Source organism: Nostoc sp. (genome assembly GCF_036917675.1).
Classification (GTDB): domain Bacteria; phylum Cyanobacteriota; class Cyanobacteriia; order Cyanobacteriales; family Nostocaceae; genus Nostoc.
Genome location: NZ_JBALCT010000061.1, coordinates 1 through 26,688 on the forward strand (window position 1 = coordinate 1; position 26,688 = coordinate 26,688).

Consider the following 26,688-nt stretch of genomic DNA (forward strand, 5'->3'; position numbering starts at 1 on the left):
GAGCAATTAACATTTGAGCAGGTAATATCTGTCTCCTCTTATAACTTTATATTAGAAGCTCTTTTCTATGCAGCTTCATATTAAATTGGTATAACTCCCCTGAAAAGATTCACATTACTATAGACAGTGTACCTAATAATGAATACCAAAATCAATCAGAAATATTGACTCAAAAAACTACAATTGAAGGACTTTCTCATAAGGAAATAACTGAATTAACTTCTTATTCTATTAAAACTATTAGAAGTAAAGCAAGTAAAGGTGAGTCTCTCACTACTAGGGACGGCTTTACCTACCGCTATGATAAAGACCCAAAAGTGTTGAAATGGGTTAGAGTCTAGCAGGCACAAATGCTTGCTTCAAAGTAAAAGCAAAAATAAATACTTCTAATTTCATTAAAAACCCTTGATATGTGACTGCGTGACTAAACTTGGGAAAAACACAAGTAATAGCGTTAAACACAGTCTCAATCTAATGCCTTACATATTGTTTACTGAAGTTGAGATTAGCTCTCTGACATTAACTGCGGAATCTTGTTGCAATGCTGACGCCACGATCGCCTCACTTTCAACTATACTAAACCGAGCGATCGCCTGTTTGATTGCAGGTATACTTTGAGGATTTACGCTCAATTCATCCAGCCCTAAACCTAACAAAATTGGTATTGCTAAAATATCTGCTGCCAATTCTCCACATAATCCCACCGAAATCCTCGCTGCATGGGCAGCTTGGACAGTTTGCTGCACCATTCGCAACACTGCTGGATGTAGTGCATCAACCAAATTTGCCACGCGGGGATTAGTGCGATCGCTAGCCATGATATACTGACTAAGGTCATTGGTGCCGATACTAAAGAAGTCTACTTCCGCCGCTAACTGATCAGCGATCGCTACTGCTGACGGTACCTCCACCATAATCCCCACTTCCATCGCGGCATCAAAGGGGATACCAGCTTGATTTAGTTCCGTCTGCACTTCACCCAAGATTACCTTAGCGGCACGTACCTCGCTGACAGTCGTAATCATCGGCAACATGATCTTAATTTTGTGTCTGACACTAGCTCTCAAAATTGCCCGTAACTGAGTTTTGAAGAGTTCTGGATGATCTAAACAGAAACGAATTCCCCGCCAGCCTAAGAAAGGGTTAGCTTCTCTTAACCCTACTCTCAGATAGGGGAGTGGCTTATCACCACCGACATCCAAGGTACGAATAATCAACGGACGATTATCTAAAACTTGGGCGATCGCTTGATACACTTCAAATTGTTCTTCTTCTGTGGGGGCGCTTGTCCTCTCAAGATAAAGAAACTCAGTGCGGAGTAGTCCCACACCTTCTGCACCGCTAGCCACAGCAACTTGGACATCACTTATACTACCAATATTGGCGAAGACGCTCACTTGCCGACCATCACGAGTAATTGCTGGCTGGTGTGCCGTAGCTTGTGCTTCCTGTTGGGCAGTTTGCCAAGCTTTTTGCTTTGCCTCCAGTAAATCTAGGATATCTGATTCTGGTTCTACCCAAGCTTTGCCACTTTCACCATCAAGTGCCATCAGTGTACCATTTGCCAAGTGCAACACCTGGGCATCCACTCCCAAAACTGCGGGAATACCCAATGTCCGGGCGATAATTGCGCTGTGGGAGGTAGCGCTACCAGAAGTAGTACAAATACCCAACACCTTTGTCGGATCTAATCCAGCCGTATCTGAGGGGATTAAATCAGTCGCCACTAAAATTACAGCTTCCTGAAGATGCAGATTAGCAGGGGCATTCCCAGCTAATAATCGCAGCACTCTTTGTCCGACATCTAGAACATCGTCAACTCGCTCTTGCAGGTAAGAATCTTCAAGTGTGTGGTAGGAAGTCACTACTTCATCGACTACGGCTTGCCAAGCTGCTTCAGCATTTAGATGGTATTCTAAGATCCGCTTTTTAGCCGCTTCCAGCAGTACTGGATCTTCTAAAAATAGTAGTTGGGCATCAAAGATGGCGGCTTCAGCGTCACCAATTTGAAGAGATGCTTGTGAGAAAACTGCTTGAATTTCCTGTCTGGCAGTGTGGATTGCTGCTTGTACTCGTTGCCACTCTACCTCAATATTATCTACGTGGTATTGCGTAACTGAAATGTGGGTAGGCTGATAATGAACAATGGGTGCGATCGCTATTCCAGCAGAAGCTGCTATTCCCAAAAGTTCGCCGTGAGTTGCTGGGGTAACTGTATGGTGAAATGCGGGTCGATAATTCAAGGCAGCATTATCTTCACCAAAGTTATTTGCAAATAATGCCTCTAATGCCGCCAGCGCCTCATCTGCGTCAGAACCGCTAGCAGTAATTAGTAATTCGTGTCCTTGACGCACTCCTAAAGTTGTGACTTGGTTAATACTGTCACCCCTGACTAGCTGAGTATTTCTCGTTAAATTCTGCACTAGAATTTGGGATTTAAATCGGGCTGCGGTTGCCACAAACTGCGCTGCTGGACGGGCGTGTAATCCTAAGCGATTGCTCACAATCAGCCGGATTTCTCGCGTAAGTGATTCTACATGGGTTGTTGGGGTGACAATTGACAACGCCCTACTAACTACACCCAATTGAGTTGCTTTTGCTAAAAGTGCGCCGCGTGCTTCCGCCATAACTTGGTGAATATCTCTACCAGCCGCCGCCGCCACCACAGCAGCGATCGCGCCTTCTACTAGAGGTGCTTCACAGAGATACACTTTTTGCTGCTGTGCTTCTGGCAGAAACTCGATTGCCATTTCTGCACTCAGCAAAGCACTACCCAAATCCATTAACACCAAGACACCATCATCAGAAAAAACAGAAGCGATCGCTTCATAAACCTGAATAGGATCTGTACCCAGTGGGTTTTCTGGATCTTCAATACCTGCTGCAACAGCGATGGAAACTTGCCCTTGAACCATTTGCGCGGCGAGTTCCCGCACACCCAGAGCTAGTTTTTTACTGTGAGAAACGATGACAATTCCGACCACTGCCACACTGTCAACCTTGTTGAGAGGTTTGCGTTTAGCAAGTTATCCATTTCATTTTCCCATTCCGCTACAATTGCAACTGCCCGAAAACATTCCGGTCTTTCCAGCTATAAATGCGAACAAAATAGCCTTCTTTTACAGGAATACGTGGTGTCCACTCATCAACTCCATCGCTAGCAGTACGGGAAGAAATGTTTTGGATAAATTTCTTTCCATCGTACAACTTAATCGAGACATCGCCGTTGAGATTATCCCGCCAGAATATTAAATAAGGCTGATCCTTCTTTAGAGGATGAATGAATAAGTCGTAAAGTATACTATAAACTACGCTCCTATTCTTGTCCCCCACAGGGCTACGGTATACACACAAGTCTTTTTGAACGCAATTTACAGTTAAGTTTCATAGCCACTGAGATACCTCACCCTGGTTTTACTACGTAAAACCTGTCCCTCTCCTTACTAAGGAGAGGGATGTCCGATAGGACACCATTCTCGCACTTCGTGCCGCTACCTAAAACTTTAGTTAATTTTACATAACGTCGAAATATGATTTTTAACTTCACTCCGCCTTTAACTTTGGTCAAAGTCTCCCCTCTCCTTACTAAGGAGAGGGGTTGGGGGTGAGGTTTTGTATTTTATTAAATCCGCGTTCACTAGGAAAGTTTTTAATTTTAGGTAGTAAATAGATTTATAAATTAATTGCAATGATTGCTGCAATGATTTAAGCGTTGCTTATAAATGAAGCAACATTAGGTGTAAATGTTAAAGCGGTTGCAGAACTAATTTATACATTTCTTGCAATGACTTGAGCATTGCTTATAGATGTAATAGCATTTGTTGCAAAAGATGAAGTATTTTTAGCAGTTACTTATAATTGACCCTGCATGGCATTCAAAAATTTTCATCCTTTGCGTAAATATGATAACTGGTAAAAAGCTGCTTTACGTGCTAATTTTTTTGGGGATGGGGGTTAACGGTTATTTGTATTTGGGCTGGTTTTTATCACCTCCTAACCCTGATCGCGTAGGCTACTGGTTCGGGATATATCTATTCGTATTTCCCTACCTTGGCTTTTTGGGAATTGCTTCTTTAGCACTAAAAGATGTACTAAGGATTCCTTTGAGTATTGGTATTGTTCTGTTGCTATATGTCGGAATTCTAACAATTCTGGCAAACTCATTTCAGCTAGGCTTAGGCTGGATGTTGAGTTGGTTACCTAATTTAGGGTATGAGTTTTTCCATGTGATTCTATTCGTTTTAGCACTGTTATGGCTGATTGTCGGTGTGCAACGGCGATATTAACTGTTTAAGATCATCTCCATGAATAATGACTTTTTCTCCAGAGATGAACATTACTGAATAGTTACTGACCACCCAAGGTGTTTCCGAAGCATGGATATTTGGCTGCGTCTGTTATATGGCCATTATGAACCGCGTACAGCAGAACACATGAAAATCTTTCTTCCCCAGTCCCCATTCTCCAGTCAGTTGGTGAAGCATTGAGGCAACCCCTGCTGTAGTATGATTGTGGTTTTATCCTACTAATGGTATAAGAGATGACGGCTCAATTTGAATACAGCACTCTCGCCCATCCACAGGATATTCAGCACCTGGGGTATATCTTTGAGCAATGTTTCATCAGCGCACTTGGTGGCGAGGAAGTTTACATCAATCTAATTGGTGTAGAAAATTTCCGCATTATCCGTAAATTGGAGCAAGTAGTTGGTGGATTGGCAACTCTGGATATGGGTCAGTGGTGGGGTGGTGTGCGTGTACCAATGACAGGAATTGCCGCCGTAGGTATTGCTCCAGAGTATCGCGGTTCGGGAGTTGCGATCGCTCTGATGCAGCACACCCTCAAAGAACTTTATGCTAGGGGCGTAGCAATCTCCGCTCTATATCCAGCTGTTCAAAGCCTGTACCGAAAAGTCGGGTATGAGCAGGGAGGTAGCTGGTGTATTTGGGAAGTTGCTACCAAGAATATCCAAGTGCGGGAGCAACCCCTACCTTTGGAACCAGTAGGTTTGATTAATCATCAAGTCTTTCATGAACTATATCAGCAGCAGGCAAGACTAACGCATGGATATTTAGACCGACATCCAGCAATTTGGGAGCGCTTAATCCAGCCAGGTGAGAAAGAAACAGTCTATGCGTATTTTATTGGTACTAAAGACCAACCCCAAGGTTACATCATCTTCACTCAAGAGCGAACAGAGGATGGTGAAATCCTCTCGGTGAAAGATTGGGTACTCAATACAGTTACTGCTGCACAAACCTTCTGGTCTTTTCTAGCAAATCATCGTTCTCAAATTCAGCAGGTGCGATGGAAGAGTTCTGCGATTGATTCCCTGACATTGCTATTACCAGAGCAAACTGCCAAAATTAAGGATACGAATCGTTGGCTGCTGCGGGTAATAGATGTAGTCAAGGCGCTGGAGGCGCGGGGTTATCCATCGCAAATCCAAGCTGAACTGCACTTAGAAATTCAAGATAATTTGCTAACTGGAAATAATGGAAAATTCATTCTTTCTGTCGCCAACGGACGTGGTGAAATTAGAAAAGGTGGAAAGGGTGAGTTGCAGCTAGATATCCGGGAATTGGCATCATTGTATACAAGTTTGTTCACCCCCTACCATTTGCAACAAGTGGGAAAACTGCATGGGACAGAAACGGCTATCTTAGCAGCTACGCAAATATTTGCAGGTGCGTCGCCTTGGATGGCTGATTTCTTTTAAGAGACTTCCAAACAGAAAAATAAGTACAGCAGATTGCAGGTTTATGAAGTACAGTAGCAACAGTTTGCAAACCAGTTTCGTAAATGCTTAGGATTGACTAAATCGAGAGCAGTGGCAATTATAATATCAACCATTTTTGTTGTACTTGGAGAGAACTGACGTAAAAAAGACTTATAGCGGTTCTCAGTTAAGTGAGGTACAAGAACCCCACCCCCAACCCCCTCCCCGCTCTTCGAGAGGGGGCTATGATGTACCTCATGTGATTAGGAAACTCTATAACTTCACACCAATGGCAGGATGCCCACCCCACAAGAAGTAGTTGAGTATTTTTTTATTTTGAAGTCCCTTATGCCTTGAGATAGTTGAAAATGCTTACTAATAGGGTTAGGGTGAGTTCTGAATTAGATCAATGGCTTTGCCATCACTCTCTAAAATTAATCTGAATCAATCTACAATCAATAAGTCTGAGTACCCATAACTCAGTATCTCAGTTTCAGGGTGTTTAGCCAAAGGTTCGTAATCAATGGTCTTACAAAAAAGCAGTGATTTAGTCCGCATTAATGCTAGAAGAACAGATGTATTTGATATTTTCAACTTCAAGCATTATATTGGGCCTAACCCCTATTTAGATACAGGGGCGCTAGTATTTGACTTTGCTTTAATTGACTCTAGAAAGCCTTTGCCCATTGAAGATTATATTGCAAGGATTGGCACAGACGCACAGAGGCTTGTCGAGAGACATCACTATCGACACCTGGCCAGCCAAAGCTACGAATCCCATGCCCATCTATTTGCCCAAGTTGTGTCCGAAGTCGGAAAACTGGACATGGATTTGCACCTTAACCATTCTAATGTCAAGGCATATCCAAATTGCACGCGGATTAGTGTCCAATCGCTACATGAACGCACAACTAGGGAGGTAGTTTATTTTGTTTGGGATTGGTTTGAAGCCATTACCCAAGACGAAGACTTTAGCTTTGATGAGCAGATAGTAAAGCTGCAAAATAGATTCCGCGCATCGGTCTACGGTGGCCCTACGGTTTACGCCCTATTGCGAACAGCCTATGAAAAAGGTATTCCCGCCTTTTATTTGCGGGAAGAAGGATTGATGCAATACGGCTTGGGAAAAAAACACGTCCGGGGGGTAGCAACAACATTTAACTGTGATAGTCATCTAGATTCGGAGTTCACCACCCGCAAAGATGACTGCAAGGCATTTTTAAAAACCTTGGGTTTCCCAGTACCTGAAGGTGATATCGTCTTTTCCGAGAAGGAAGCCCTGGCAGCAGCGAGACAGATTGGCTACCCAGTGGCAGTTAAGCCAGTGGTCGGTCACAAAGGAATTGGTGTCACGGCTGATGTGCAAGACTCAAAAGAACTGGTATCTGCTTATAATAGGGCAGTGGCAGCGATTCCCGAAGATCAGCTAACTCGGATAATTGTTGAAAAAAGTATCTCAGGATCAGATTTTCGCTTGTTGTGTGTCAATGGTAAATTTGTTGCTGCCACAGAACGGCGTCCAGCATCGGTTGTCGGTGATGGGTATTTAACACTTGCAGAGTTAATCCGCCAAGAAAACCGCAAACCTGCACGTTTAGACACCCCAACCTCGCCGATGAGTAAAATTCAGATTGATGAAGCGATGGAACTCTACCTAGACGAACAGCGCTTATCATTAGACAGCGTGATTGAGAAGGGACGCACTGTTTACCTGCGTAAAGTTGCCAATCTTTCAGCCGGAGGTATAAGCATCGATGCAACCCAGACAGTTCATGATGACAATATTATCTTGGCGCAAGATATTGCCCAACATTTCCAGCTAACTTGCCTTGGGATTGATATCATGGCCAAAAGTCTCTCAGAATCTTGGAAGTTCAGTAACTTGGCCATTCTCGAAATCAATGCTGCACCAGGCGTTTTAATGCATCTTAAACCTTCTGTTGGTGAAAGCGTTGATGTGCCTTCTCGGATCTTAGAAACCTTTTTTGAGTCGGGTACAGATGCGAGGATACCGATTATTACCTTTAATAAAATCTCAGTTGAAGAACTGGAAGCAACGATTGACCATATCCTTTTGCAACGTCCCAACTGGACAATAGGCGCTGTTTCTCGTGATGCAGTTTTTTTGAATCGCTCGAAAAAAGTATTAAGCAAAAATTACAACGGCAATGTCCAAACTTTGCTGCGTCATCCCAAACTTGATTTGCTAATTGTCGAGTATGCGGAAGACATCCTAAATGACGAGGGTATGTTTTACCAGAGTAGTAATATCGTAGTTTTGGATAATCCCACAGAAACTGAGATGATGCTAGTGCGGAACGTTGTCGATGCTTCTACTGTGGTGATTAGAAAAGGCAACGGCATTTCTGTCGGTCGCCAAGGATTGATTGAAGATTATACTTTGGGTGAAGATGAACCATTTACACGGGTTTATTTGAAAGAAACTGGAGCGATTTTGTGAGCTAAGTAAATAGGCGCTCAACCCAATATTTCTGAATCCAAGGGTTAATCAACAGTACTCAATAAGCTAACAATTACAACTATTAGAGCAGAAAGCCCACCAGTAAGAACCTGAAAGCCAAGAACGTTTCAGGTTCTTACGTCCTTAAAGCTATTTTCAGGTAAATAGACCACGCAGTAAGGGCACAGCATTGCTCATTGGTGTCAACTTAACCTGAGAACCTGCCTAGAAGCAGCTTTTAGATTATCTCGTTAAGAGTCTCCGACTGGGAATGCGGTTCTAGAGGCTCCGCCTCCCTCGCTGGCGGCAGAGCCGCCAAGAGCAGCATTTCCAGCCTCTGGCTGGAAACGAGGGTTTAAAGGAGTTTTACCTTAAGTTGACACGCATGAGCAATGCTGCGCCTCTACGACAGATGTGGTTCAAATAGATGAAAACTGCTGTAAGAGGTGGGACGAGTTGCTACAAGTGGGCATTAGTGTTAGGGAGTGTCAAAGAATCTGGTAATGTGATAGAGATGGCTTTTGATGATTGATCACATTGATCGCTATCTTCAACCAATCAAGATAAGTCTGTTCTCTTCGGATCACTAACTCCAGCACGAGCCTTTGCATCACCTGCTCACGATTGGCAGACTCATCAGCGAGTGATGGCAAATAGATGGTTTCACATTCAGCAAGCTTTTTGCTTCGAGCCGCAACTTGTTGCTCCAGTAGGTGAATAATGGTTTCATTGGACAACTGATCTGCAAAATGCAACTGGACTAGCATTGGTTCTCGGATAGTCGGTAAGGGCTGATGAGTCCCAAGCCATTGGGCGAATTCGGCTTTTCCAGGCTCCGTCACACTGTAGACTTTGCGGTTGGGGCGATCGCGCCCAATCTCAATCGTACAGGTAATCCAGCCTTGTTCAACTAGCTTATCAAGAGTTCTGTAAATTTGTGCCTGGTCTGCTGGCCACAAATGGGCAATGCATTGATCAAAGCAGCTCGTTTTGAGGTCATAGCCCGTCATTTCTTGCTGCTGAAGAAGACCTAGAATTACATATGCTAGGGACATGAAGACTGTTTTTCCATAATTAACATTTTCTTGATCGGTTCTCCACCATGTACTTCTTCTAAGTTTATGCTAATATATGATTAATCCAATATAAGATATAACGGTTATAAAAAGATATGTTGATTATAATGCTTCTTAGCAAGGAAACCAAATACATGAACTGAGGTTGGGCAGATGGCTAATGGTGCTATTTGTACAAGACAGTAAGGAAGTGCCACTCCCTTACTCCTACGGGGAAGCAAGCTATGTGGAGAGTCTTGAAAAAAAGAGAAGGAGAAGTTCTGACAAGAGTGGCCAGCCTTCTAGCGAGGGTCTACGCCACCATTGGTTATGCTATTCATCGCTAGCGGATCACTCAACAAACCAGTTGTTCGCTACGGTCTATCGTGATGAATACCGACGCAGAATTTATTTAAGGCATCGAACACTATTATAACGAGAGGATGGGTAACATTGACTTCTAACATACTTTCAGAAAGAATACGTCAACATCAATATCTGCGTGATTTACGAAACAAATTACTTCACCTTCACAAGATGTTGCTGGAGACAGAACGCATTGCCTACGAACAGGTTAGTGGACGAGTATCAAGTGGAGAACTTCTTCAGCTCGTTATCGCTCATGAACAATTTGCTTGGCTACATCGCATTTCTGAGGTGGTTGTGCAAGTTGATCAAATGCTCGAAGCAGATGAACCGATAGCGCTGGACGATTTCCAAAAGTTGATTGCTGATGTCCGCACGCTGATTGTACCGTTAGAGACGGGCAATACCTTCGAGCGAAAATATTACAACGCTCTCCAGCGCGAACCTGGTGCTGTGTTGGCACATGCGGAGATATCAAGATTTCTCACGTCTAAGGTTTAAGGGTAACTTAGAGCGATTTTCAATAGCCATACAGCAGATTTTATCTGAATCGGCCACAGTAAGTAGGGTGGGCATTGCAATGTCCACCCGACAATAACGAACTATTAGCTGTAGTCTACGGATTTGAAAACCCTTGCTCTTTCGATGGTTCCCGATTTAGGGATCAGAATTAAATAACATACAATTTATTTCCCTGGCTTACCTCACCCTTAATCCCTCTCCTTATAAAAAAGAGGGAAGCTGGAGACAGGATGAAGTTTTGCATTATTATTTAATCCACGTTCCTTAACGGGAAAAGTCAGATCAAATAACTATTCTCAAGATATTTTATTCCGCGTTCACAAATTCCAAATACCCATTGCTAAGTTCTTTCACCGCCAAGTCATAAAATTGCTTACCGTGTTCAGGCGTTGCTAAAGCCGGATTTGATCCCATGCGTCCATCTGGATAACGCACTCGAAAGTCAGCTGCGCTATAAATTCTGTGTCCGCTTGCAACTTCTACTGAAAGGGGTGCTTGCTTAATCGCCTCTGGATAAACGTATTGGGTAAGGGCTACTTCACTTGGGGTTGCATGAGAACCTTCTTGATCCCCATATAATTCTTTGGCTAGTTTATATACAGAACCGCACATAAACCAGTTTGCCACTTGACATTGCACCTGTTGAGCATTGGCAATCTGCAAATCTTCTAAATGAGCATAAGTTTCTGAAAAAGCCGCTTTCAGGGTAGCGATGTTACCGCCGTGTCCGTTAATAAAGTAGAACTTGTTAAAACCAGCTTTGGCTAAACAAGTTACATAATCTCGCACTACTTGAATTAAAGTGCTAGGACGCAGACTGATTGTGCCCGGAAAGGAAGTATGGTGTAGTGCCATCCCCACATTGATTGTAGGTCCAACGATCGCCATCGTTGCATCACCTACACCACGAGCGATCGCTTCTGCACAAATAGCATCAGTACCAATTAACCCCGTTGGCCCATGTTGTTCTGTGGAACCAATAGGGAAAATTATACCCTTTGACTGCTGTAAATAAACTTCGACTTCTTGCCAAGTACTTAAATGCAGTAACATTTTTGATAATTTTCCTCAATAAAATTGCGGTGGGACGAAAGCTTTTTCTGCTAAATAGCATCTTCTCTAATTACAGCAGAATTCAAGTATTTGAACCACATCTATCGTCAGGGCACAGCATTGCTGTGCCCCTACCGCGTAGCCTATTTACCTGAAAATAGCTGTAAACTCCCACTAACACGATTATGAACTCCCAAGATTCCCAGTGGTAGCGAAAGCACAAGATCCCCGACTTGGTAAAAGTTGTCGGGGATCTATGTCCACTGCCATATTTGGAGGAAATGAGACTATCTATTTCTATCAATATTGTTTAGGGGATGGAGTCACAATCAGTTTCAACAGATATGGATATAAGCAATTTACTGATTCTGCGATCGCTTTTGTCTATTGACTAATCGAAGTAATAATGCTTCTTTACGTCTCTTGTAATTTCCCATGTGCAGGACATGCCAGCAGGAAAAGTCACCAAATCACCTTTACCCATTTGCACTGGCTGTCCACCATCAGGAGTAACAACTACATCACCTTCCAAAAAGTAGCAAGTTTCTTGAGAATCGTAAGTCCAAGGAAATTTTGAGACTTCCTTTTTCCAAATTTCCCATTTATAGACACCCAATTTATTGAGATGTTCTTGTTTGGGTTGATGCTCAATTTGAATTTCCATATTGTGTTTTCTCTAGTTATGTTTAGCAGTAGGATTGAATATCCTCTCCACACTGATCTACTAGATAACACAAAGCGCGAAAACGCAAGTAGACAAGTTCGTTATAAAGCGGATTGAGTTTGCACATTGGCGGAATGTGGCCTATTTTGCGACCAAAAAGCATGAGATCACGCTCGAATGGACATTGGGCAGGAATCAGTTTAGCAATAAATTTGGCTAATTTCCGATTCTGAATCTCAATCTTGTCCAGCCGTTGACGTAATGGTTGCAGTAAATCTAATTTAGGTTGAGCAAATTGCTTTTTACTACCTGTTCGATTCTTTTCTTCAAAAGGGTGAATAAAAGCAGCCAGAAAAATACGCTGATTAATTGTTTTAAGCATCGTTTTAGGCAAGGTTTTGCTTGTGTAGATGAACTATTTGCCGATTAGGAATCTTACCATGTAATCTTTCTGGCCAATTTGCATTGTGCTTGTAAATTCAGAAGTAAAGTAAGCAGAATGCAAATAATTTACATGGATCTTTGGGGAGAGAAATGGCTTAACTAATTGTTATTTAACCCCACCAAATGATCAAGAACTGTCCCGTTAAATACAAAATAACAAAGAAAATATAAAAATGGCATTTCTTTAACTTATGGATTTCTAATTATAAAGATAGGAATCTTATATATTATATTTAAATGCCTGGTTCTGAAACTGCCTAGTATCTAGAGATGTAGTTTATGGCAGACAAACACAGTTTTTTTATGACCCCATATACATTTCGCTAAGATTAGCCCCTAATATCTCTCCATTTTAGGGTATTGAATATCCATAAATTTGTCTGATATACTACGCAAATTAACCGTTGCGGATTGATGGTTGAAGTTTAAACGCAAAGGAGCGCAGAGGCACGCAGAGAATCCGCTACCAATTAATGAAATGTTGTACTTAGTCTTTTTGAAGATCGCAATATTTGGCTGGTGAAATCTACAGGTGCAGTTAACTAACGTTTTGTTCTTTTACCAGAAGTGGTATATTGGCACTTGACCCGACCGAGTATAAACTATGCATAAGCCCACAGAACAGCGAAGTCGAGGTGTTGTACTCACTACTAGAGGACAGGCAGGGGTAGCAGGGAGAGTGGGCAGATGAACAAAAATACTGGGCAAGGTGGTCTTTTTTCCCTGTTTAAAGGCGTACCCCTCAGTTGCATCCTGCTAGCCTTGTTCATGCTGCAAATCTTCCTAGCTGTGGGATTGACTGCATATTTATCAATCCACAACGGGCAAAAAGCAGTCAATGAGGTAGCTAGCGAATTGCGCCGTGAAGTTGCCAATAGAGTCGAGCAGAATTTACAAACTTATCTGTCAACCCCGCGTCAGGTACTACATAGTAATCAAAATATTATTGATATGGGGTTGCTGAAGATAGAGAATCTTGCAACCTGGGAGCCATATTTAATAGAGCAGTTAAAGATTTTTCCAGATGCGTTGGCCTTAACGGCAAGCAATGAACAGCAAGAATACTTAGCTGTCCAAAAGCTCAACGAGCGCCAATTTTTGCTAAGATATGCCTCTAAGTCAACTGGGTACGATCTCTACACTTACAGAATTGACTCTCAAGGTCAACGTACCCAACTGCCAGAGGTGATCAAAAACTATGATCCGCGATCGCGTCCTGATTATCAAACAGCAGTTACCGCTAAAAAATTCAGCTTTAGTCAGATTTTTACACCCCTGACTGAACCAACACTCTTCATTAGTGCATCTCAACCCATTTATAACTCGCAAGGTGAGTTACTCGGAGTCAACAGCACTCTAACTCACTTATCAGAAATTGGGGATTTGCTGCAAAATATCAAAGTTGGTAAGTCTGGGCAAATTTTTATTATCGAGCGATCGGGGCTATTAGTAGCAAGTTCGACAACGGAAGAACCATTCCGCTTACAAAATGGTAAACCGATTAGATTGGCAGCTTCCCAGAGCGGGAATTCCTTTACTCAAGCAACCGCTAAATATTTAGCAACTAAATTTAGTAACTTTGACCAGATTCAAAGTTTACAGCAATTAGATTTCTCCTTTGAGGGCAAACGACAATTTTTAGAAATTAGACCGTTAGAAGGCGAACGAAATATCAATTGGTTGATTGTAGTAGCTGTCCCAGAAGCAGACTTTATGGGGCAGATTGATCGCAACACTCAAACTACAATCTTTGTCTGTCTGGGAGCATTGGGACTAGCTACTATATTGGGGATTGTCAGCGCCCGTTGGATAACTAAGCCAATTCTGGACTTCAGCACGGCGACAAAAGATTTAGCCGATTTTACCAATGGCGAAGACTCAGTGATCAAAGTACAGGGCATTAAAGAACTAGAGGGGCTGTGTGAATCTTTCAACGAGATGGCGCAGCAGTTACGCAAAACCTTTACTGCACTGACTACCAAAAATCAAGAGTTAGAATTGCAAGTTAAGCAGCGAACTCAAGAATTACAGCAAGAGATTCAAGAACGTATCAACAGTGAGCAAAAACTAGGCCAGCATAGTCGAGTACTGGCAGAACTGGCAAATCACAAAGCGGTTTTTGAAGGAAATCTGGAAACAGCATTTAAAGTGATCACAGAGAAAGCAGCGAATGCCTTAGAAGTAGAGCGAGTGGGTGTGTGGTTATTTAATAGCGATGCATACGGCGGGCTGCGCCAACGCACCAAACTACAATGTATAAATCTCTATGAACGTAGCAACCAGAGACATTCGACAGATATAGAACGCAACCTTGCAGATTATCCGATCTACTTTAAAGCTCTGGCGGCTGCCCATACCATCACCGTCACCGATACTCGCACCGATCCCCGGGTACAAGAATTATGGAATGAACTGCTAGAACCAAATAACATCTTATCCCTAATTGATACCAAGCTTTGGGTTGGGGGCGAAGTGGTGGGAACAGTATTGTATGAGCAGATTGGTATTAAGAGGACATGGGAACTAAGTGAGCAAAACTTCGTTAGTTCAATTGCGGAATTTGTCGCCCTGACTTTAGAAGTTTGCGATCGCAAACGGGCAGAATCCGCGCTGCGTGAGGCTAAAGAAGTTGCCGAAATGGCAAATCGTGCCAAAAGCACCTTTTTAAAAAACATCAGCTATGAACTGAAGACTCCCTTAAACTCCATTCTAGAAATCTCAGAATCACTCCAAAATGAAGTGTACGGCTCTGTGAGTGAAGAACAGCGCCAGTCCCTAAATATCCTCGAATCCAGTGGTAAGAACCTATTAGAATTGATTAACCAGATCCTTGACCTTACCGATATCGAATCCAGCAAAATAGAACTGCAACTAGCTACTACTTCGATTCGGGGATTATGTGACTCCAGCCTAAGTTTTGTTAAACATCTGGCGTTCCAGAAAAATATCCACCTGAGTCTACAAATACCGGAAGAACTCGAACCCATCCAAGTCGATGAACGCCGCATCCGCCAAGTATTTATCAACTTGTTGACTAACGCTATCAAGTTTACTAAAGAAGGAGGCAAAGTCTGGATTGAAGTCCAGCCAAATTTCACAAATCAATATATCTTTTTCAGCGTGGTAGATACAGGTATTGGTATGCTTTCCGATGATCTTTTCAAATTATTTCAACCTTTTATACAAGTTGAAAATTCCTCTACCCGTCGTTCAACAGGCAGTGGTTTAGGATTAGTGATGGTGCAAAAAATTGTCGAGTTGCACGGTGGAACTGTCCATGCCGAAAGTCAGTTAGGAAAAGGCAGTCGATTTACAATCAAACTTCCTTGGAAAAAGTTAGGGGAGTAGCGAGTGGGGAGTTATATTATGTCCGTTTGATTGCTCATTAAACCCGAAGAACCCCACCCCCAACCCCTCCCCGCTTGCAGGGAGGGGAGACAAAGCACAGCTTTGGCGGGGTGGGGTTCTTTTATTTTGGGTAATTTGACGGACATGATATTAGAATTAATTATTATAAGTAAGTGGGTCAAATTAAATATAAAACCTCACCCTGCCTCCGGCTTCCCTCTCCGAACTCACGGAGAGGGATTGAGAGTGAGGTTTGATCTTATATTTAATTACGCCTACCTACTTATAGCGTTTCCTAATCAGATGAGGTACATCATAGCCCCCTCTCGAAGAGCGGGGAGGGGGTTGGGGGTGGGGTTCCTTGTACCTCACTCAACCGATAACCGCTATAGCAGTTTTCATGTTTGGTCAAACAATATTTGGGATCACATCAAAAAACTGGCAGCAGAATGTTGTTTCTATTACCAGTTTTTAAGCGCCTATAACTCTAAATTGTTGTCTGGTTTCAGGCAAATTTACTTGCTGTTGCAAATCGGTTGTTAATCTCATCCCAATTAACCACGTTCCACCAAGCATCTAAATAATCCGCACGGCGATTCTGGTAATTCAGATAATATGCATGTTCCCATACGTCATTACCCAAGATGGGATATTTGCCTTCAGTTAAGGGACTATCTTGGTTAGCTGTAGTTGCCACTTCCAACTTGCCACCTTTGTTACGTACTAGCCAAACCCAACCACTACCAAAACGACCAGCACCAGCTTCGTTAAACTGTTTTTTGAAAGCAGCGAAAGAGCCAAAATTTTGATTAATTGCGGCGGCTATACCTCCTGTTGGTTCTCCCCCACCTTTCGGCTTCATAATTTTCCAGAACATTGAGTGGTTGACATGGCCACCGCCATTATTGCGTACTACTTTGCGAATATCTTGTGGTACACTGTCAATTTTTTGTAACATTTCTTCAACACTTTTGCCTTTGAGTTCTGGGTGTTTGTCTAAGGCTGCATTCAGGTTTTTCACATAAGTTGCATGGTGTTTATCATGGTGAAACCGCATCGTTTTAGCATCGATGTGTGGTTCCAGTGCTTCGTAGGCGTAAGCTAAAGGCGGTAGTTGGATAGCCCCTGTTGTATTTGCTGTTGTGTCGGCAGTTACAGTGTTTCCATTAGAAGATTTCTCTGCCAATGCACAAGCATCTAACGCAAAAGTACCCGCACCTGCTGTGAGTAAGAACAAGAAATGGCGTCGATTAATAGTCATATAAGGTTTTACAGCGAATCCATTAAATATGTATTGCAATTTTATTTTCTTAGATTCTGACTACAAAAAATTGGGAATTGGCAATTATTTTTGGCAGTTTAAGAAACTTTTTTTAGACTTGTAATATTAAGTACTCATATTCAAAACGTTATGTATTTTTACTTAAACTATCTTTTTACAACTAATCATAGGTTCGCACCCAACCACCAAAAAATAAACCCCATCGCCACAAGAGACGCTACGGGGTGTTAAGGGAATTATCGGGAATAGACCGACTCCGCAAAGGCACTGGCAACCTGATCACACCGCAAAGGGCTATCAGGTGATAATCGAGTGAAAGAGCCATACTAGCGCCAACAAAACAAGGTGTGAAAGCAATGCTTCCCTCAATAATGGGATGAATGCGACCACTAGAAGTAGAGAAATAAAACCAGCGATCTTCAGTTGAAGAATAGTCATTAAATACCTGCCTTATTTTCAAGTATTTAGTCAAGTCCCCATGAAAAAACCTGCCTAAGTTTCCCTTGGCAGGTTTTAAGCGATTCCGCGATCAGGCAAGGTCTAAAGGTCGGCTAGTGCCTACCGTGACAACATCACCCACTCCCTTGGTGGCAAGAGGGTATTAACTCCTTAAAAATCGTCATAATTACCGAGGTAGTAAAAACTATTCAATGTGAAGCTAGAAATAAGTTTTTTATAGCAATATGTCAATTATAGATTTTCTAGTTGCTGTTAATGGCTTTCTATTGGGTAATTTGTAACAGTTTCAGGTTGCAATACTGTTAGTAACTTAATAACAAAATGCTGAGATATAACACTTAGCTTATCTATCATCGCTCTATCCATGCCCTGTATGTGAAGCTTCTTAATATTTTCATGATAGGTTTCTATGATAACTAAAAAAACTCAATTGATTATAGCTGCCTCTGTTATTTCTTTGGTTATAGTTTTAAATGGATTGAATCAACCTCGTAATAAGAATCCTGAAGATTCAATTTCAAAGCCAGAGACAGTAAAGCCGTTCTCACCTCGTGAATACGCTAATAGCGTAAAAGCAAAGCTTAAAACTATTGAAGGTCAACAATATTTTACTGATTTTTCTGATGATTCCTTTGTGTCTTTAAAGGAAACTCAGTGCGATTTAATAAACAAATATGGAAATAAATACACAGCAAAAGATGTTTTTGCTCACAAGTTTAAAACAGAACTATCTCACAGAAGTATTTTTGTTGATGATGCGTTCGCCAAAGATATTGCTGAAGCTTTAGTTTATACCGCAGACGAATATGGGTGTGAGGAAGATTTAGACTAACTTGGAAGCGTAATTCTTAGAGAATCCAATCAGCGATCGCACTCCCTACCAACAAGTTTTTAAACCCAAGTAACCCCTACTTGGGCTTTGGATATTGGATATGGTGCGATCGCTGTAGAAATAAAAGCTGTAAAAGAGTAATTAAAGGTTAGTAGAAAGATACTGTTACAGAGAATTTACAAAAATTAGTTGAAGAGTTTGGAATTATTGTTGTGTTTTTTCGTAAAACGTTCAGCTATCGATTAGCTTTTTCAATGTGACACTATTCATCCTCTGGAAAGGGGATAAGTGTTATGGGGTATTGTTCGCTGAGTTTAGACAATAACTCTGTATCTGATGTGTAACAAGTACTTTTTGAAACTGGGCCGACCATTGGTCCATCTTCATTGTGAGAAAATTTAACAGTTTTCACTCTATCGTTTGGCACTTCGGTGTTTTCAATAACTTCTCCAACTTGATTTTTAAAGAAGCCTTTTATCCATCCATTTTTCGTTAGGTGATATATCTGTTTGATTTTCATTAAAAACCTTAAAAGAGCTAACCGTTTATAACACTGTTTTTAGTTAGCTGGCTACAAATATTTAATTTAGCTAGCAAATTTTGACTAATCCGTGTCAAGTCGTTGTCGGCTGTGGATCGCAGGGTCTACAGTCTGACGATGAAAATAAATCGGCATGGACGCGCCAAGGTTCTTACTCAGCAAGAGATACAGCAAATTTTCGCTATTGGGTTAACAAATGACCGCGATGGCTACGCCCGCCGCAGGCATCGCACGACGCAAGGGCAAGGTCAGAGTTACGGTCAAAAATTGGATTAACGGCGGTGTGGTGATGATTCTGGATGCGACGAATTACAGCGATTGCCCCTACACCCCGTCAGAGCGATCGCACACAAAACAATTATATTTTATACTCCGAAGCGCTTATAATATTCTGTCCCCAGTTTTGGGATCAAACACAAACAACTGATTTAAATCCAGTTGTAGAGAAAGCCGATCGCCTGGACGCAAACGCACATCCCCGCCCACCTGAATATTCAACACCACTACCGAACCAGGTAAACTAGCACGAATCAAAGTTTCCCTTCCCAAAGGTTCCACCACCTTAACTTCAACGGATAACAGTCCTGAGTTTTGAGTACTTAGTTCGGAGTCAGTATTAATTTTTATATGCTCTGGACGAATCCCCAAATCAAAACTGTATCCCTGACGCAACTGTAATTTTTCTTTCACATCTGCTGGAATTGCTAATAACTGTCCACTGATATTAAAACCGTTATTTTGATAGATTGCAGGCAAAATATTCATAGGCGGACTGCCTAAAAAACTTGCCACCATCTGATTAATGGGGCTTGCATAAATAGTTTGGGGATCGCCGATTTGTTGAATCCGCCCTCGATTTAGCACGACAATTTTATCAGCCAAAGTCATTGCTTCAACCTGATCGTGGGTGACGTAGATTGTTGTAATACCTAATTCTTGATGTAGCTGTTTCAATTCTGCCCTTGTATCATCGCGCAATTGGGCATCTAAATTAGATAAAGGTTCATCAAGTAAAAACACTTGTGGTTCACGAGCGATCGCTCTCCCTAATGCTACCCGTTGTTGCTGTCCCCCAGAGAGTTGTTTGGGTTTACGATCCAGCAAGTGATCCAGAGAAAGCGATCGCGCCACATTCATCACCCGTTCTTGAATGATTCTCCGGTCAACCTGACGCATTTGCAAGCCGAAGCCGATGTTTTGCGCCACACTCATGTGAGGATAGAGAGCGTAGTTTTGGAAGACCATCGCCACATCCCGTTGTCTGGCTGGGATATTATTCACCAAGCGATCGCCAATAAAGAGTTTGCCAGATGTAGCGGTTTCTAAACCCGCGATCGTTCGCAAAATTGTCGATTTACCACAACCCGATGGCCCGACTAAAACCCAAAACTCGCCATCAGGAATTTCAAAGGTAATGTCTTCAATAGCGGTGACGTTATTAAATCGACGCTTAATGTCTTCTAAACGAACGTTTGCCATTATCTGATTTGATATTTTAGGTTTAGGTTCTGCGGCACTTCCAACTCACTATTAGGGGCTTTTATTTGTCCCATCCGAGGAACTGTGAGGCTGCTTTTTAAGTGCAGAAACTTGGTTTTCCTGCACAATTCTAATCAGAAATCTTAGAGCCTGATTGACGGCATCAGCATTAGGAAAAACCTCTGCAACATCAGGTTCTAAACGAATTGTTGTCTTACCAAAGCTGTTGCGTTCAGCGCCAAACTTTCTGACCTTTAGGCTCTTTAAGTCATACTCTGAGCGTAGACTATAGCCGGAAATTTTTGACTTTTCAGACATACTCTAAACAAAGTTCAATTACTTCTTTCATATTAGCCATCAACTCATCAATTGTTTCTCCCTGACTGTAACAGGCTTGTAACTGAGGGACTTCTCCGACATAGTAACCATCTTCATCCCGTTCAATGATCACGTAGAATTCTCGGTTGTTGGGATTGATCATAATCTATTTGTACGTAGGCTCAAAATCATTTTTCTGGATTATTCGACCAAGCTGGGTGAGAGAGTAAAGAAGCAAAGACTCGTACCCCCCGAAGTTGATTAGAGAGGGGTAAGTGACCTCTAGGCGCACTCAAATTCCAGGTAAACTCGTTAGGGTATCGCGTCCAGATGTTACCTGCTTTCCAGCCAATTTTCGGCCAGAAATTCTCCCAATTTTTACCCAAACTTAACCAGATTTCTCGCTGCACTGAAAAGCCAAATTTACCTTCGGAGTGGACTAACCAGAGGTTGTTAATGGTTTGCAAGTCAACAGCCGAGGAATTTTCTACCTCACTAAAATACAACCATTTTCGTTGTACAGCCGTTGTCCCTGATAGTTCACACATTTTTTCTATGGTGACACGATCGGCTGCTTGGAAGTCTTGAACAGCCAGTAGTTGTTGCAAAGAATTGTAGTTAATCCCGCACTCTGATTTTAGAGGTACAATTCCCTCAGGAAAACAAGAGCGTAAAAATTCTTGAGCTTGAGGTGCATCAGAGTTATAGAGAACTTGGTAAGCTTTGCCATCAACCCAAGTCGCTGGGTTCTCACGTCGTTTCAGTAAAAATTCCATCAACACGTCTAATCCTTCATTACCCAACTCAGCCAACTGTGGGATTATCTGCTGTTGGACTTTTTCAGACCCAGTGAGTAACGGTAGTCGCAGGGAGTCGATGTCATTAGCAGGGCTTGATAAAATCATTGGGTCTGTCATGTAATTCTGGTGTTAGCGGTCAGTGAAAGAGTGGTAAGCTATTGGGCTTCTCCAAGGTGAAGCACTGATAGCGAAAAGTAGTTTACTATTTTTGATCGTACAAAATTGCGATCGCTTCACTGAAATCCCACACTTAATCCCCAAATAATGTACAAGGGGAATAGGGGGAAAATCTGCGCCTTATGACTTGGTAAACAAAAGACATAGTAAAATATGCAAGCCTTGCCACATAAGGATTTTTTGACTAGCAGCGTATCCATTAGGAGTGTGTGAACTATGTACGACAAGATTACCCCCCCCACAACCGGAGCAAAAATCACCTTTAAAAATGGTGAACCAATCGTACCGGACAATCCAATTATCCCCTTTATTCGGGGCGATGGTACAGGTATAGACATCTGGCCTGCTACTCAAAAAGTGCTAGATGCTGCGGTAGCCAAAGCATATAAGGGTCAGCGTCAAATTAGTTGGTTCAAGGTTTACGCTGGGGATGAAGCCTGCGATTTATACGGTACTTATCAGTATTTACCTCAAGATACTCTCACGGCAATTGAAGAATATGGTATAGCTATTAAGGGGCCTTTGACTACTCCCGTTGGGGGGGGAATTCGTTCTTTAAATGTAGCGCTGCGCCAAATTTTTGACTTGTATACCTGCGTGCGTCCTTGCCGTTACTATGCAGGTACGCCCTCACCCCACAAAAATCCCGAAAAGCTGGATGTAATTGTTTATCGGGAGAATACGGAAGATATTTACTTAGGGATTGAGTGGCGACAAGGTAGCGAAATCGGCGATCGCTTAATTAAAATTATCAATGAAGAACTGATCCCCGCCACCCCAGAACATGGGAAAAAACGCATTCCTCTTGATTCTGGCATTGGCATTAAACCCATCAGCAAAACTGGTTCCCAGCGTCTAGTTAGACGTGCGATCAAACACGCCTTGCTATTGCCCAAAGACAAGCAACAAGTGACTTTGGTGCATAAAGGCAACATCATGAAGTACACCGAAGGGGCTTTCCGCGATTGGGGTTATGAACTAGCAATTAGTGAATTTCGCCCAGAAACTGTCACTGAACGGGAATCTTGGATTTTGAGTAACAAGGAAAAAAATCCGAATATTTCCTTGGAAGAAAACGCCCGCCAGATTGATCCTGGGTTTGATAGTCTCACTGAAGAGAAGAAAGCGGAAATTGTCAAGGAAGTTGAAACTGTTCTTAACTCAATTTGGGCAACCCACGGCGATGGCAAATGGAAAGATAAAATTTTAGTGAATGACCGGATTGCTGACAGTATTTTTCAACAAATCCAAACCAGACCGGATGAGTATTCGATTCTGGCGACGATGAACTTGAACGGCGATTATTTGTCTGATGCGGCTGCGGCCATTGTTGGTGGATTAGGTATGGGTCCAGGGGCAAATATTGGTGATGCTAGTGCCATATTTGAAGCTACCCACGGCACTGCACCCAAACACGCCGGTTTAGATCGGATTAATCCTGGTTCACTAATTTTGTCTGGTGTGATGATGCTGGAATTTATGGGTTGGCAAGAAGCCGCAGACTTAGTTAAGAAAGGTTTAAGCGATGCGATCGCAAATAGTCAAGTCACCTACGATTTAGCAAGGTTGTTAGAACCACCAGTTGAACCCTTAAAATGTTCGGAATTTGCCGAGGCAATTATTCAGCATTTTGGTTAAGTCTCATAGCCTCTGAGAAACCTCACCCTGGTTTTGCCAAAGCAAAACCTGTCCCTCTCCTTACTAAGGAGAGGGAAAAGTTTTGAACTTTTGTTCAACACAGGGAGAGGTTCATCGAACTCACGTTCAATTAACTCCTTAGCCCACTCAAACGAACTCAAACTTTTGCTCAGTCTTCTTTAGAAGACTTTAGCTATTAGCTTCAGAATTCATTTTGAGGCAGTTGTTAGAACTGGTGCAAGATTTCAGTTTCAATCATCGTGTAAATATTTGGCTATGTTATTAACAACTGACAAAAAAACCGGAATTTTTAGAGAAATTGAGAAGCATTCTCCGATCTAAAAAACTGATTTTTTGTTAAATCAACTTTTTCATCTCTTAATGCCGCGTTTATATTTTCCTTCTCAAAATTTTTCTCCTTCTGCAAATTTTTCTCCAAATCCATTAAAATGTCGTCTGAAACACTTCTCAGTATTTCGCTTTCATAATCAGCAATGACTTTGAGGAATACCTGATTAACCTCTTTCTGTAAATCAGATAATACTCGCGTTGGAGTGTTCAACCTCGTAAGAGGAATATTGCCATATTTTATTCCTTTAGCGTTTACTATTAGCCACCCTGATAGCGAATCTCTTAGCAAGACTGCGAATGCTGTTTTATACCCTTCCTTCTCTTTTTTTTTCAATCCTTCCACATCCTTCTCACCAAGCTGCACAGTACCTTTAATTGTTGTCTTTACTTCAACAGAGAAATTAGGATAGTGTGAGTGATTCCAAATGTCTATGTCTACGCCCTGAGAAAGATAATTTTCTACTTTAAACCCCAATCGGCAGAAAGTGATAGCCAATAAAATCTGGCAAGCCTTTCCAAATCCATTATCTTTTTTAGATTGGGCATTCAAGTGTAGCGAAATCTTCTTCAGGGCATCGTAGGTATATACATCCATTTCCTACTCCACTCTGATGGACGGACCATCATCTTCAGTCCAATTTTCTAGTCGATAGACTTTTTTTGGCTTGGTTAACTTGCTATTCAAGTGAGTAGCAAAATCATCTTCGGATGTAGCTATGATTAATTGCTTGTTTTTCAGTACGTCATTCAAGACACCAGCCAGCCTTTCTTTATGTGCTGGATCAAGGTTTTGAGATGGATCATCTAAAACCATGAAGCTGATGTTGTGAGTTAAATTGTTAGAGGTCGCTAATCCCAGGAATATACTCAATGCTGCACAGTTAATGTCGCCTTTATTTAAAATCCGCAAGGCAATTTCAGTCTCTCCCTTTCCAACTGCCATCACTTCATACTTGTCCGAATCTATTTTGATATCTGGATAATCAGTGCGGACAGCTAATTGGCGATAAATGTTGGAGATGAGATTTTTGGTGGATTCTATTTTCTCTTTGGCAGAAGTTTTGAGTACATCTTCAATAGCTTCCCCAATAGTCACTACAGAGTCGCAAAGAGAAGATAATTTATCGCGTTCAGATTCAAATTGCTTATATTCAGGGCTATCTTGAATCTCAAATAGCTTTTCAACTTCTTGCTGCCGTTGGAGTATATTGGTAATTTGTTTGATATCTTCTAGTTGTTCTTCAATGATATCAATTCGATGATTTCCTTGCTGAATAGCTTGTCGAATCTCTGCTAAATCTTTACTCACCTCAGTAATTGCTTGTTCGAGTAAAACCAAAGGATCTGCCTCCTCGGAAATTTCTGTTTCCAAAGCTACTGCAATAGCCTTTTTTGCATCTCGAATATCTTGGCGTTTGTCTTCTAAGTCGCCTTGGAAATGCTCAAATTTCTTGATAACTCCCGACAACGCTGATAATTCTGTTTCAAGTCTGCTTATTTCTGTTTCAAACGGCTTTATCTGTGATTGCATTTCCTTTTGCAATGCTTCTATTTGCTGCCGAAGCTTACTAGGAGTAATTTTATTAGAACAAATTGGACAGTGCGACTCGGTATCTTGTCCAGAATCCAAAAACTTGAGTGTCTCCCGAATCACCCCTGCCTTGTTATTGATTGTGTAAAGCCCTTCCCTGGCTACTGGTAGGTGTTCGTTCTCAATTTGATTTTTCTTAGCTAATACAGATGAGGGAGTTCCGTGTTTATCTTTAAATTTCTGAATCTGCTCATCTTGTTGCTTTTCAGCATTCCGTTTGCCATCGAAACTAACTTTTAAACGAGTTAGTTCATTTTCCTGACTGAGCAAGGCTTTTTGCCTTTCAACGTCCGGCTGCTCATTGCGTAGCTTCTTGATAGCTTGCTTACCTGATTTGACAAACTGTTCTAAGTCCTCATTAGTCTGATATTTAGGCAGTATTGGCAACAACAAACCATAGTCATTAGCAAACCTCTGCATTGTTTCAGTAACAGTTTTACAACGGGATTTTGCCCCGCTTAGTGTTAGTTATTTTTCTGCAATGTCATGGGTCATTGCCTCCTCTTTAGCAGTAGCTAAGTCTCTTTGTTTAATTGTTTTTGCGGTTTCTATGTTATGATTAATTTGGGCATAATCCTCATCTATTTTCTTGAATTGTTCGGTGGCTTTAGCATTTTTAATCCCTTCGCCAAAATTACGCCAATTCGTTAATCCCATGAGTCTGTCAAGGGCATTGCGCCGCTCTTTGGGTTCTTGGACAAGTAATGCATTTATCACCTCTTGATGAAGATAAATACAACTCATATAGTCACTTAATTCGACACCAAGTAACACTGCCAAACGGTTTTCATCTTCATGAGTTCCATCATTGGTTTGATAATAGAATGATGGTTTCCCCCTTCGCTTACGATCGCAACGATATACTTTGAGTTCTTCCCCGTCGTCCCGCTCAAAGGTAACTTCGACAGTTGCTTCGCTTGACGTTTTATTTTTGACTAGCCAATCCTTGCGCTCATCAATTTTTGTAGCAGACTTATTGGCAACTTTATCTCCAAACAAACACCATTCGATTGCATTGAGTGTACTGCTCTTAGCTCCACCTTGGATGCCCAATAACAGAGTGCAGGAGTTATCAAAAATAAATTCTCTCTCTCCGGCGCGGTCTGGAAAGCCTCGAAATCCTTTGACTTTAAGCGAGATCAGCTTGTAGTTTTCCATGTCCATCCTATAAACCCATTGCTACCGTTAAAGCTTTTAAACTTCGGTTGTAAACTTTACGCTGTTGCTCAATTTCACTGCTAATCATTTCAGTCACTGCTTTAGACGACCCATCTTCAAATTCGGTAATAAGTTGCTCCCCCAAGTCTGCCAATGCCTGTTCGTGATCTGAGTCAATCGCACGATTTTTCAATTGTTCTGCAAGCTTCTTCTGGTCTTTCATATCAACTCCCATCTAGTTTTTTCTAAGTTTTCTGTGCCTGGGGATGGGACGCATCTCTCCTGCCGACGCGGTTTTTTGATTCCGATGCCCTGATTATTCCCCGTTTGAACCTCTAAATCCCAGTCTGCCCCTAACTTGGCATTCCCCATAATATCGATCAAAGCGGCAACAGTAACCACCGTAATTTTACTGATCGATTAAAGTCTT

The 26,688-nt window shown here is 41.9% G+C and carries 27 protein-coding genes and 1 pseudogene; 9 read left to right on the forward strand and 19 right to left on the reverse strand.

Going from position 1 to position 26,688, the window contains the following annotated elements; all coding sequences use genetic code 11:
- Positions 1-330 precede the first annotated feature (330 nt).
- From V7K31_RS31930 to V7K31_RS22835, 3 genes and pseudogenes are all read right to left on the reverse strand, one after another.
- A pseudogene (locus tag V7K31_RS31930) lies at positions 331-492 on the reverse strand (IS982 family transposase); the annotation flags it as partial.
- On the reverse strand, positions 480-2,984 hold the full coding sequence (ptsP, locus tag V7K31_RS22830; RefSeq protein WP_335097226.1) for a phosphoenolpyruvate--protein phosphotransferase: 2,505 nt from the start codon (positions 2,982-2,984) through the stop codon (positions 480-482). The pseudogene V7K31_RS31930 and the gene ptsP, both read right to left, overlap by 13 nt.
- A 67-nt stretch (positions 2,985-3,051) precedes the next feature.
- Positions 3,052-3,333: a hypothetical protein gene (locus V7K31_RS22835; protein ID WP_335097040.1), complete on the reverse strand. Its 282-nt coding sequence runs from the start codon at positions 3,331-3,333 to the stop codon at positions 3,052-3,054.
- A 569-nt stretch (positions 3,334-3,902) separates the two neighbouring features.
- Here V7K31_RS22835 and V7K31_RS22840 point away from each other — a divergent pair.
- From V7K31_RS22840 to V7K31_RS22850, 3 genes are all read left to right on the forward strand, one after another.
- Entirely contained in the window at positions 3,903-4,286 is a 384-nt protein-coding gene (locus V7K31_RS22840) for a hypothetical protein (protein ID WP_335097041.1), read from the forward strand.
- A 254-nt stretch (positions 4,287-4,540) separates the two neighbouring features.
- Complete coding sequence (locus V7K31_RS22845) at positions 4,541-5,719, forward strand: GNAT family N-acetyltransferase (RefSeq protein WP_335097042.1); 1,179 nt, start codon at positions 4,541-4,543, stop codon at positions 5,717-5,719.
- A 523-nt stretch (positions 5,720-6,242) separates the two neighbouring features.
- Positions 6,243-8,180: an acetate--CoA ligase family protein gene (locus tag V7K31_RS22850; RefSeq protein WP_335097043.1), complete on the forward strand. Its 1,938-nt coding sequence runs from the start codon at positions 6,243-6,245 to the stop codon at positions 8,178-8,180.
- 488 nt (positions 8,181-8,668) lie between these two features.
- On the opposite strand, the gene V7K31_RS22855 is transcribed toward V7K31_RS22850, so the two are convergent.
- The gene (locus V7K31_RS22855) at positions 8,669-9,235 is read right to left on the reverse strand and encodes a PadR family transcriptional regulator (RefSeq protein ID WP_335097044.1); all 567 of its coding nucleotides are present in this window, start codon (positions 9,233-9,235) and stop codon (positions 8,669-8,671) included.
- A gap of 453 nt (positions 9,236-9,688) precedes the next feature.
- On the opposite strand from V7K31_RS22855, the gene V7K31_RS22860 reads away from it, so the two are divergent.
- The gene (locus tag V7K31_RS22860) at positions 9,689-10,102 is read left to right on the forward strand and encodes a hypothetical protein (RefSeq protein WP_334943985.1); all 414 of its coding nucleotides are present in this window, start codon (positions 9,689-9,691) and stop codon (positions 10,100-10,102) included.
- Between the two features lie 327 nt (positions 10,103-10,429).
- Here V7K31_RS22860 and V7K31_RS22865 read toward each other — a convergent pair whose 3' ends face one another.
- Positions 10,430-11,176, reverse strand: coding sequence for a creatininase family protein (locus V7K31_RS22865; RefSeq protein WP_335097046.1), 747 nt, complete (start codon positions 11,174-11,176; stop codon positions 10,430-10,432).
- A 205-nt stretch (positions 11,177-11,381) separates the two neighbouring features.
- On the opposite strand from V7K31_RS22865, the gene V7K31_RS22870 reads away from it, so the two are divergent.
- Positions 11,382-11,567, forward strand: a complete 186-nt coding sequence (locus tag V7K31_RS22870; protein WP_335097048.1) for a hypothetical protein — start codon at positions 11,382-11,384, stop codon at positions 11,565-11,567.
- On the opposite strand, the gene V7K31_RS22875 is transcribed toward V7K31_RS22870, so the two are convergent.
- Positions 11,568-11,840 carry a cupin domain-containing protein gene (locus tag V7K31_RS22875; protein ID WP_335097050.1) on the reverse strand — a complete coding sequence of 91 codons (273 nt, stop codon included), beginning with the start codon at positions 11,838-11,840 and terminating at the stop codon, positions 11,568-11,570.
- 22 nt (positions 11,841-11,862) lie between these two features.
- Positions 11,863-12,222: a Mo-dependent nitrogenase C-terminal domain-containing protein gene (locus tag V7K31_RS22880; protein WP_335097052.1), complete on the reverse strand. Its 360-nt coding sequence runs from the start codon at positions 12,220-12,222 to the stop codon at positions 11,863-11,865.
- Positions 12,223-12,971: 749 nt separating this feature from the next.
- Between V7K31_RS22880 and V7K31_RS22885 the strand changes: the two genes are divergently transcribed.
- On the forward strand, positions 12,972-15,632 hold the full coding sequence (locus V7K31_RS22885; RefSeq protein WP_335097054.1) for a sensor histidine kinase: 2,661 nt from the start codon (positions 12,972-12,974) through the stop codon (positions 15,630-15,632).
- 505 nt (positions 15,633-16,137) lie between these two features.
- Here V7K31_RS22885 and V7K31_RS22890 read toward each other — a convergent pair.
- Entirely contained in the window at positions 16,138-16,893 is a 756-nt protein-coding gene (locus V7K31_RS22890; protein WP_335097055.1) for a superoxide dismutase, read from the reverse strand.
- 238 nt (positions 16,894-17,131) lie between these two features.
- The gene (locus V7K31_RS22895; protein WP_335097056.1) at positions 17,132-17,374 is read right to left on the reverse strand and encodes a hypothetical protein; all 243 of its coding nucleotides are present in this window, start codon (positions 17,372-17,374) and stop codon (positions 17,132-17,134) included.
- Positions 17,375-17,782: 408 nt separating this feature from the next.
- On the opposite strand from V7K31_RS22895, the gene V7K31_RS22900 reads away from it, so the two are divergent.
- Complete coding sequence (locus V7K31_RS22900) at positions 17,783-18,205, forward strand: hypothetical protein (protein WP_335097057.1); 423 nt, start codon at positions 17,783-17,785, stop codon at positions 18,203-18,205.
- Between the two features lie 262 nt (positions 18,206-18,467).
- Here V7K31_RS22900 and V7K31_RS22905 read toward each other — a convergent pair whose 3' ends face one another.
- Entirely contained in the window at positions 18,468-18,725 is a 258-nt protein-coding gene (locus tag V7K31_RS22905; protein ID WP_335097058.1) for a hypothetical protein, read from the reverse strand.
- Between the two features lie 111 nt (positions 18,726-18,836).
- On the opposite strand from V7K31_RS22905, the gene V7K31_RS31935 reads away from it, so the two are divergent.
- Positions 18,837-19,022 carry a hypothetical protein gene (locus tag V7K31_RS31935; RefSeq protein ID WP_442941356.1) on the forward strand — a complete coding sequence of 62 codons (186 nt, stop codon included), beginning with the start codon at positions 18,837-18,839 and terminating at the stop codon, positions 19,020-19,022.
- Between the two features lie 105 nt (positions 19,023-19,127).
- Here V7K31_RS31935 and V7K31_RS22915 read toward each other — a convergent pair whose 3' ends face one another.
- The 4 genes from V7K31_RS22915 to V7K31_RS22930 are packed head-to-tail and all read right to left on the reverse strand — an operon-like array spanning position 19,128 to position 21,460.
- Complete coding sequence (locus tag V7K31_RS22915; RefSeq protein ID WP_335097060.1) at positions 19,128-20,225, reverse strand: ABC transporter ATP-binding protein; 1,098 nt, start codon at positions 20,223-20,225, stop codon at positions 19,128-19,130.
- A gap of 51 nt (positions 20,226-20,276) precedes the next feature.
- Positions 20,277-20,543 (reverse strand): hypothetical protein, encoded by a 267-nt coding sequence (locus tag V7K31_RS22920; RefSeq protein ID WP_335097062.1) that lies wholly within the window; start codon positions 20,541-20,543, stop codon positions 20,277-20,279.
- Positions 20,536-20,706 carry a type II toxin-antitoxin system HicB family antitoxin gene (locus V7K31_RS22925; protein WP_335097064.1) on the reverse strand — a complete coding sequence of 57 codons (171 nt, stop codon included), beginning with the start codon at positions 20,704-20,706 and terminating at the stop codon, positions 20,536-20,538. Before V7K31_RS22925 ends, V7K31_RS22920 begins: the two co-directional genes overlap by 8 nt.
- Positions 20,707-20,731: 25 nt before the next feature.
- The gene (locus V7K31_RS22930) at positions 20,732-21,460 is read right to left on the reverse strand and encodes a GUN4 domain-containing protein (RefSeq protein ID WP_335097066.1); all 729 of its coding nucleotides are present in this window, start codon (positions 21,458-21,460) and stop codon (positions 20,732-20,734) included.
- Positions 21,461-21,736: 276 nt separating this feature from the next.
- On the opposite strand from V7K31_RS22930, the gene V7K31_RS22935 reads away from it, so the two are divergent.
- Complete coding sequence (locus V7K31_RS22935; RefSeq protein WP_335097067.1) at positions 21,737-23,158, forward strand: NADP-dependent isocitrate dehydrogenase; 1,422 nt, start codon at positions 21,737-21,739, stop codon at positions 23,156-23,158.
- A 310-nt stretch (positions 23,159-23,468) separates the two neighbouring features.
- On the opposite strand, the gene V7K31_RS22940 is transcribed toward V7K31_RS22935, so the two are convergent.
- Genes V7K31_RS22940 through V7K31_RS22960 form a run of 5 tightly spaced genes read right to left on the reverse strand, consistent with a single transcriptional unit; the run spans position 23,469 to position 26,675 of the window.
- Positions 23,469-24,104 carry a hypothetical protein gene (locus tag V7K31_RS22940; protein ID WP_335097069.1) on the reverse strand — a complete coding sequence of 212 codons (636 nt, stop codon included), beginning with the start codon at positions 24,102-24,104 and terminating at the stop codon, positions 23,469-23,471.
- 3 nt (positions 24,105-24,107) lie between these two features.
- Entirely contained in the window at positions 24,108-25,520 is a 1,413-nt protein-coding gene (locus V7K31_RS22945; RefSeq protein ID WP_335097070.1) for a hypothetical protein, read from the reverse strand.
- Between the two features lie 48 nt (positions 25,521-25,568).
- Positions 25,569-26,258, reverse strand: coding sequence for an ATP-binding protein (locus V7K31_RS22950; protein ID WP_335097072.1), 690 nt, complete (start codon positions 26,256-26,258; stop codon positions 25,569-25,571).
- A gap of 7 nt (positions 26,259-26,265) precedes the next feature.
- The gene (locus tag V7K31_RS22955; protein ID WP_335097074.1) at positions 26,266-26,481 is read right to left on the reverse strand and encodes a hypothetical protein; all 216 of its coding nucleotides are present in this window, start codon (positions 26,479-26,481) and stop codon (positions 26,266-26,268) included.
- The gene (locus V7K31_RS22960) at positions 26,478-26,675 is read right to left on the reverse strand and encodes a DUF4347 domain-containing protein (protein WP_335097227.1); all 198 of its coding nucleotides are present in this window, start codon (positions 26,673-26,675) and stop codon (positions 26,478-26,480) included. The genes V7K31_RS22955 and V7K31_RS22960 overlap by 4 nt, the downstream gene beginning before the upstream one ends.
- Positions 26,676-26,688: the final 13 nt, after the last annotated feature.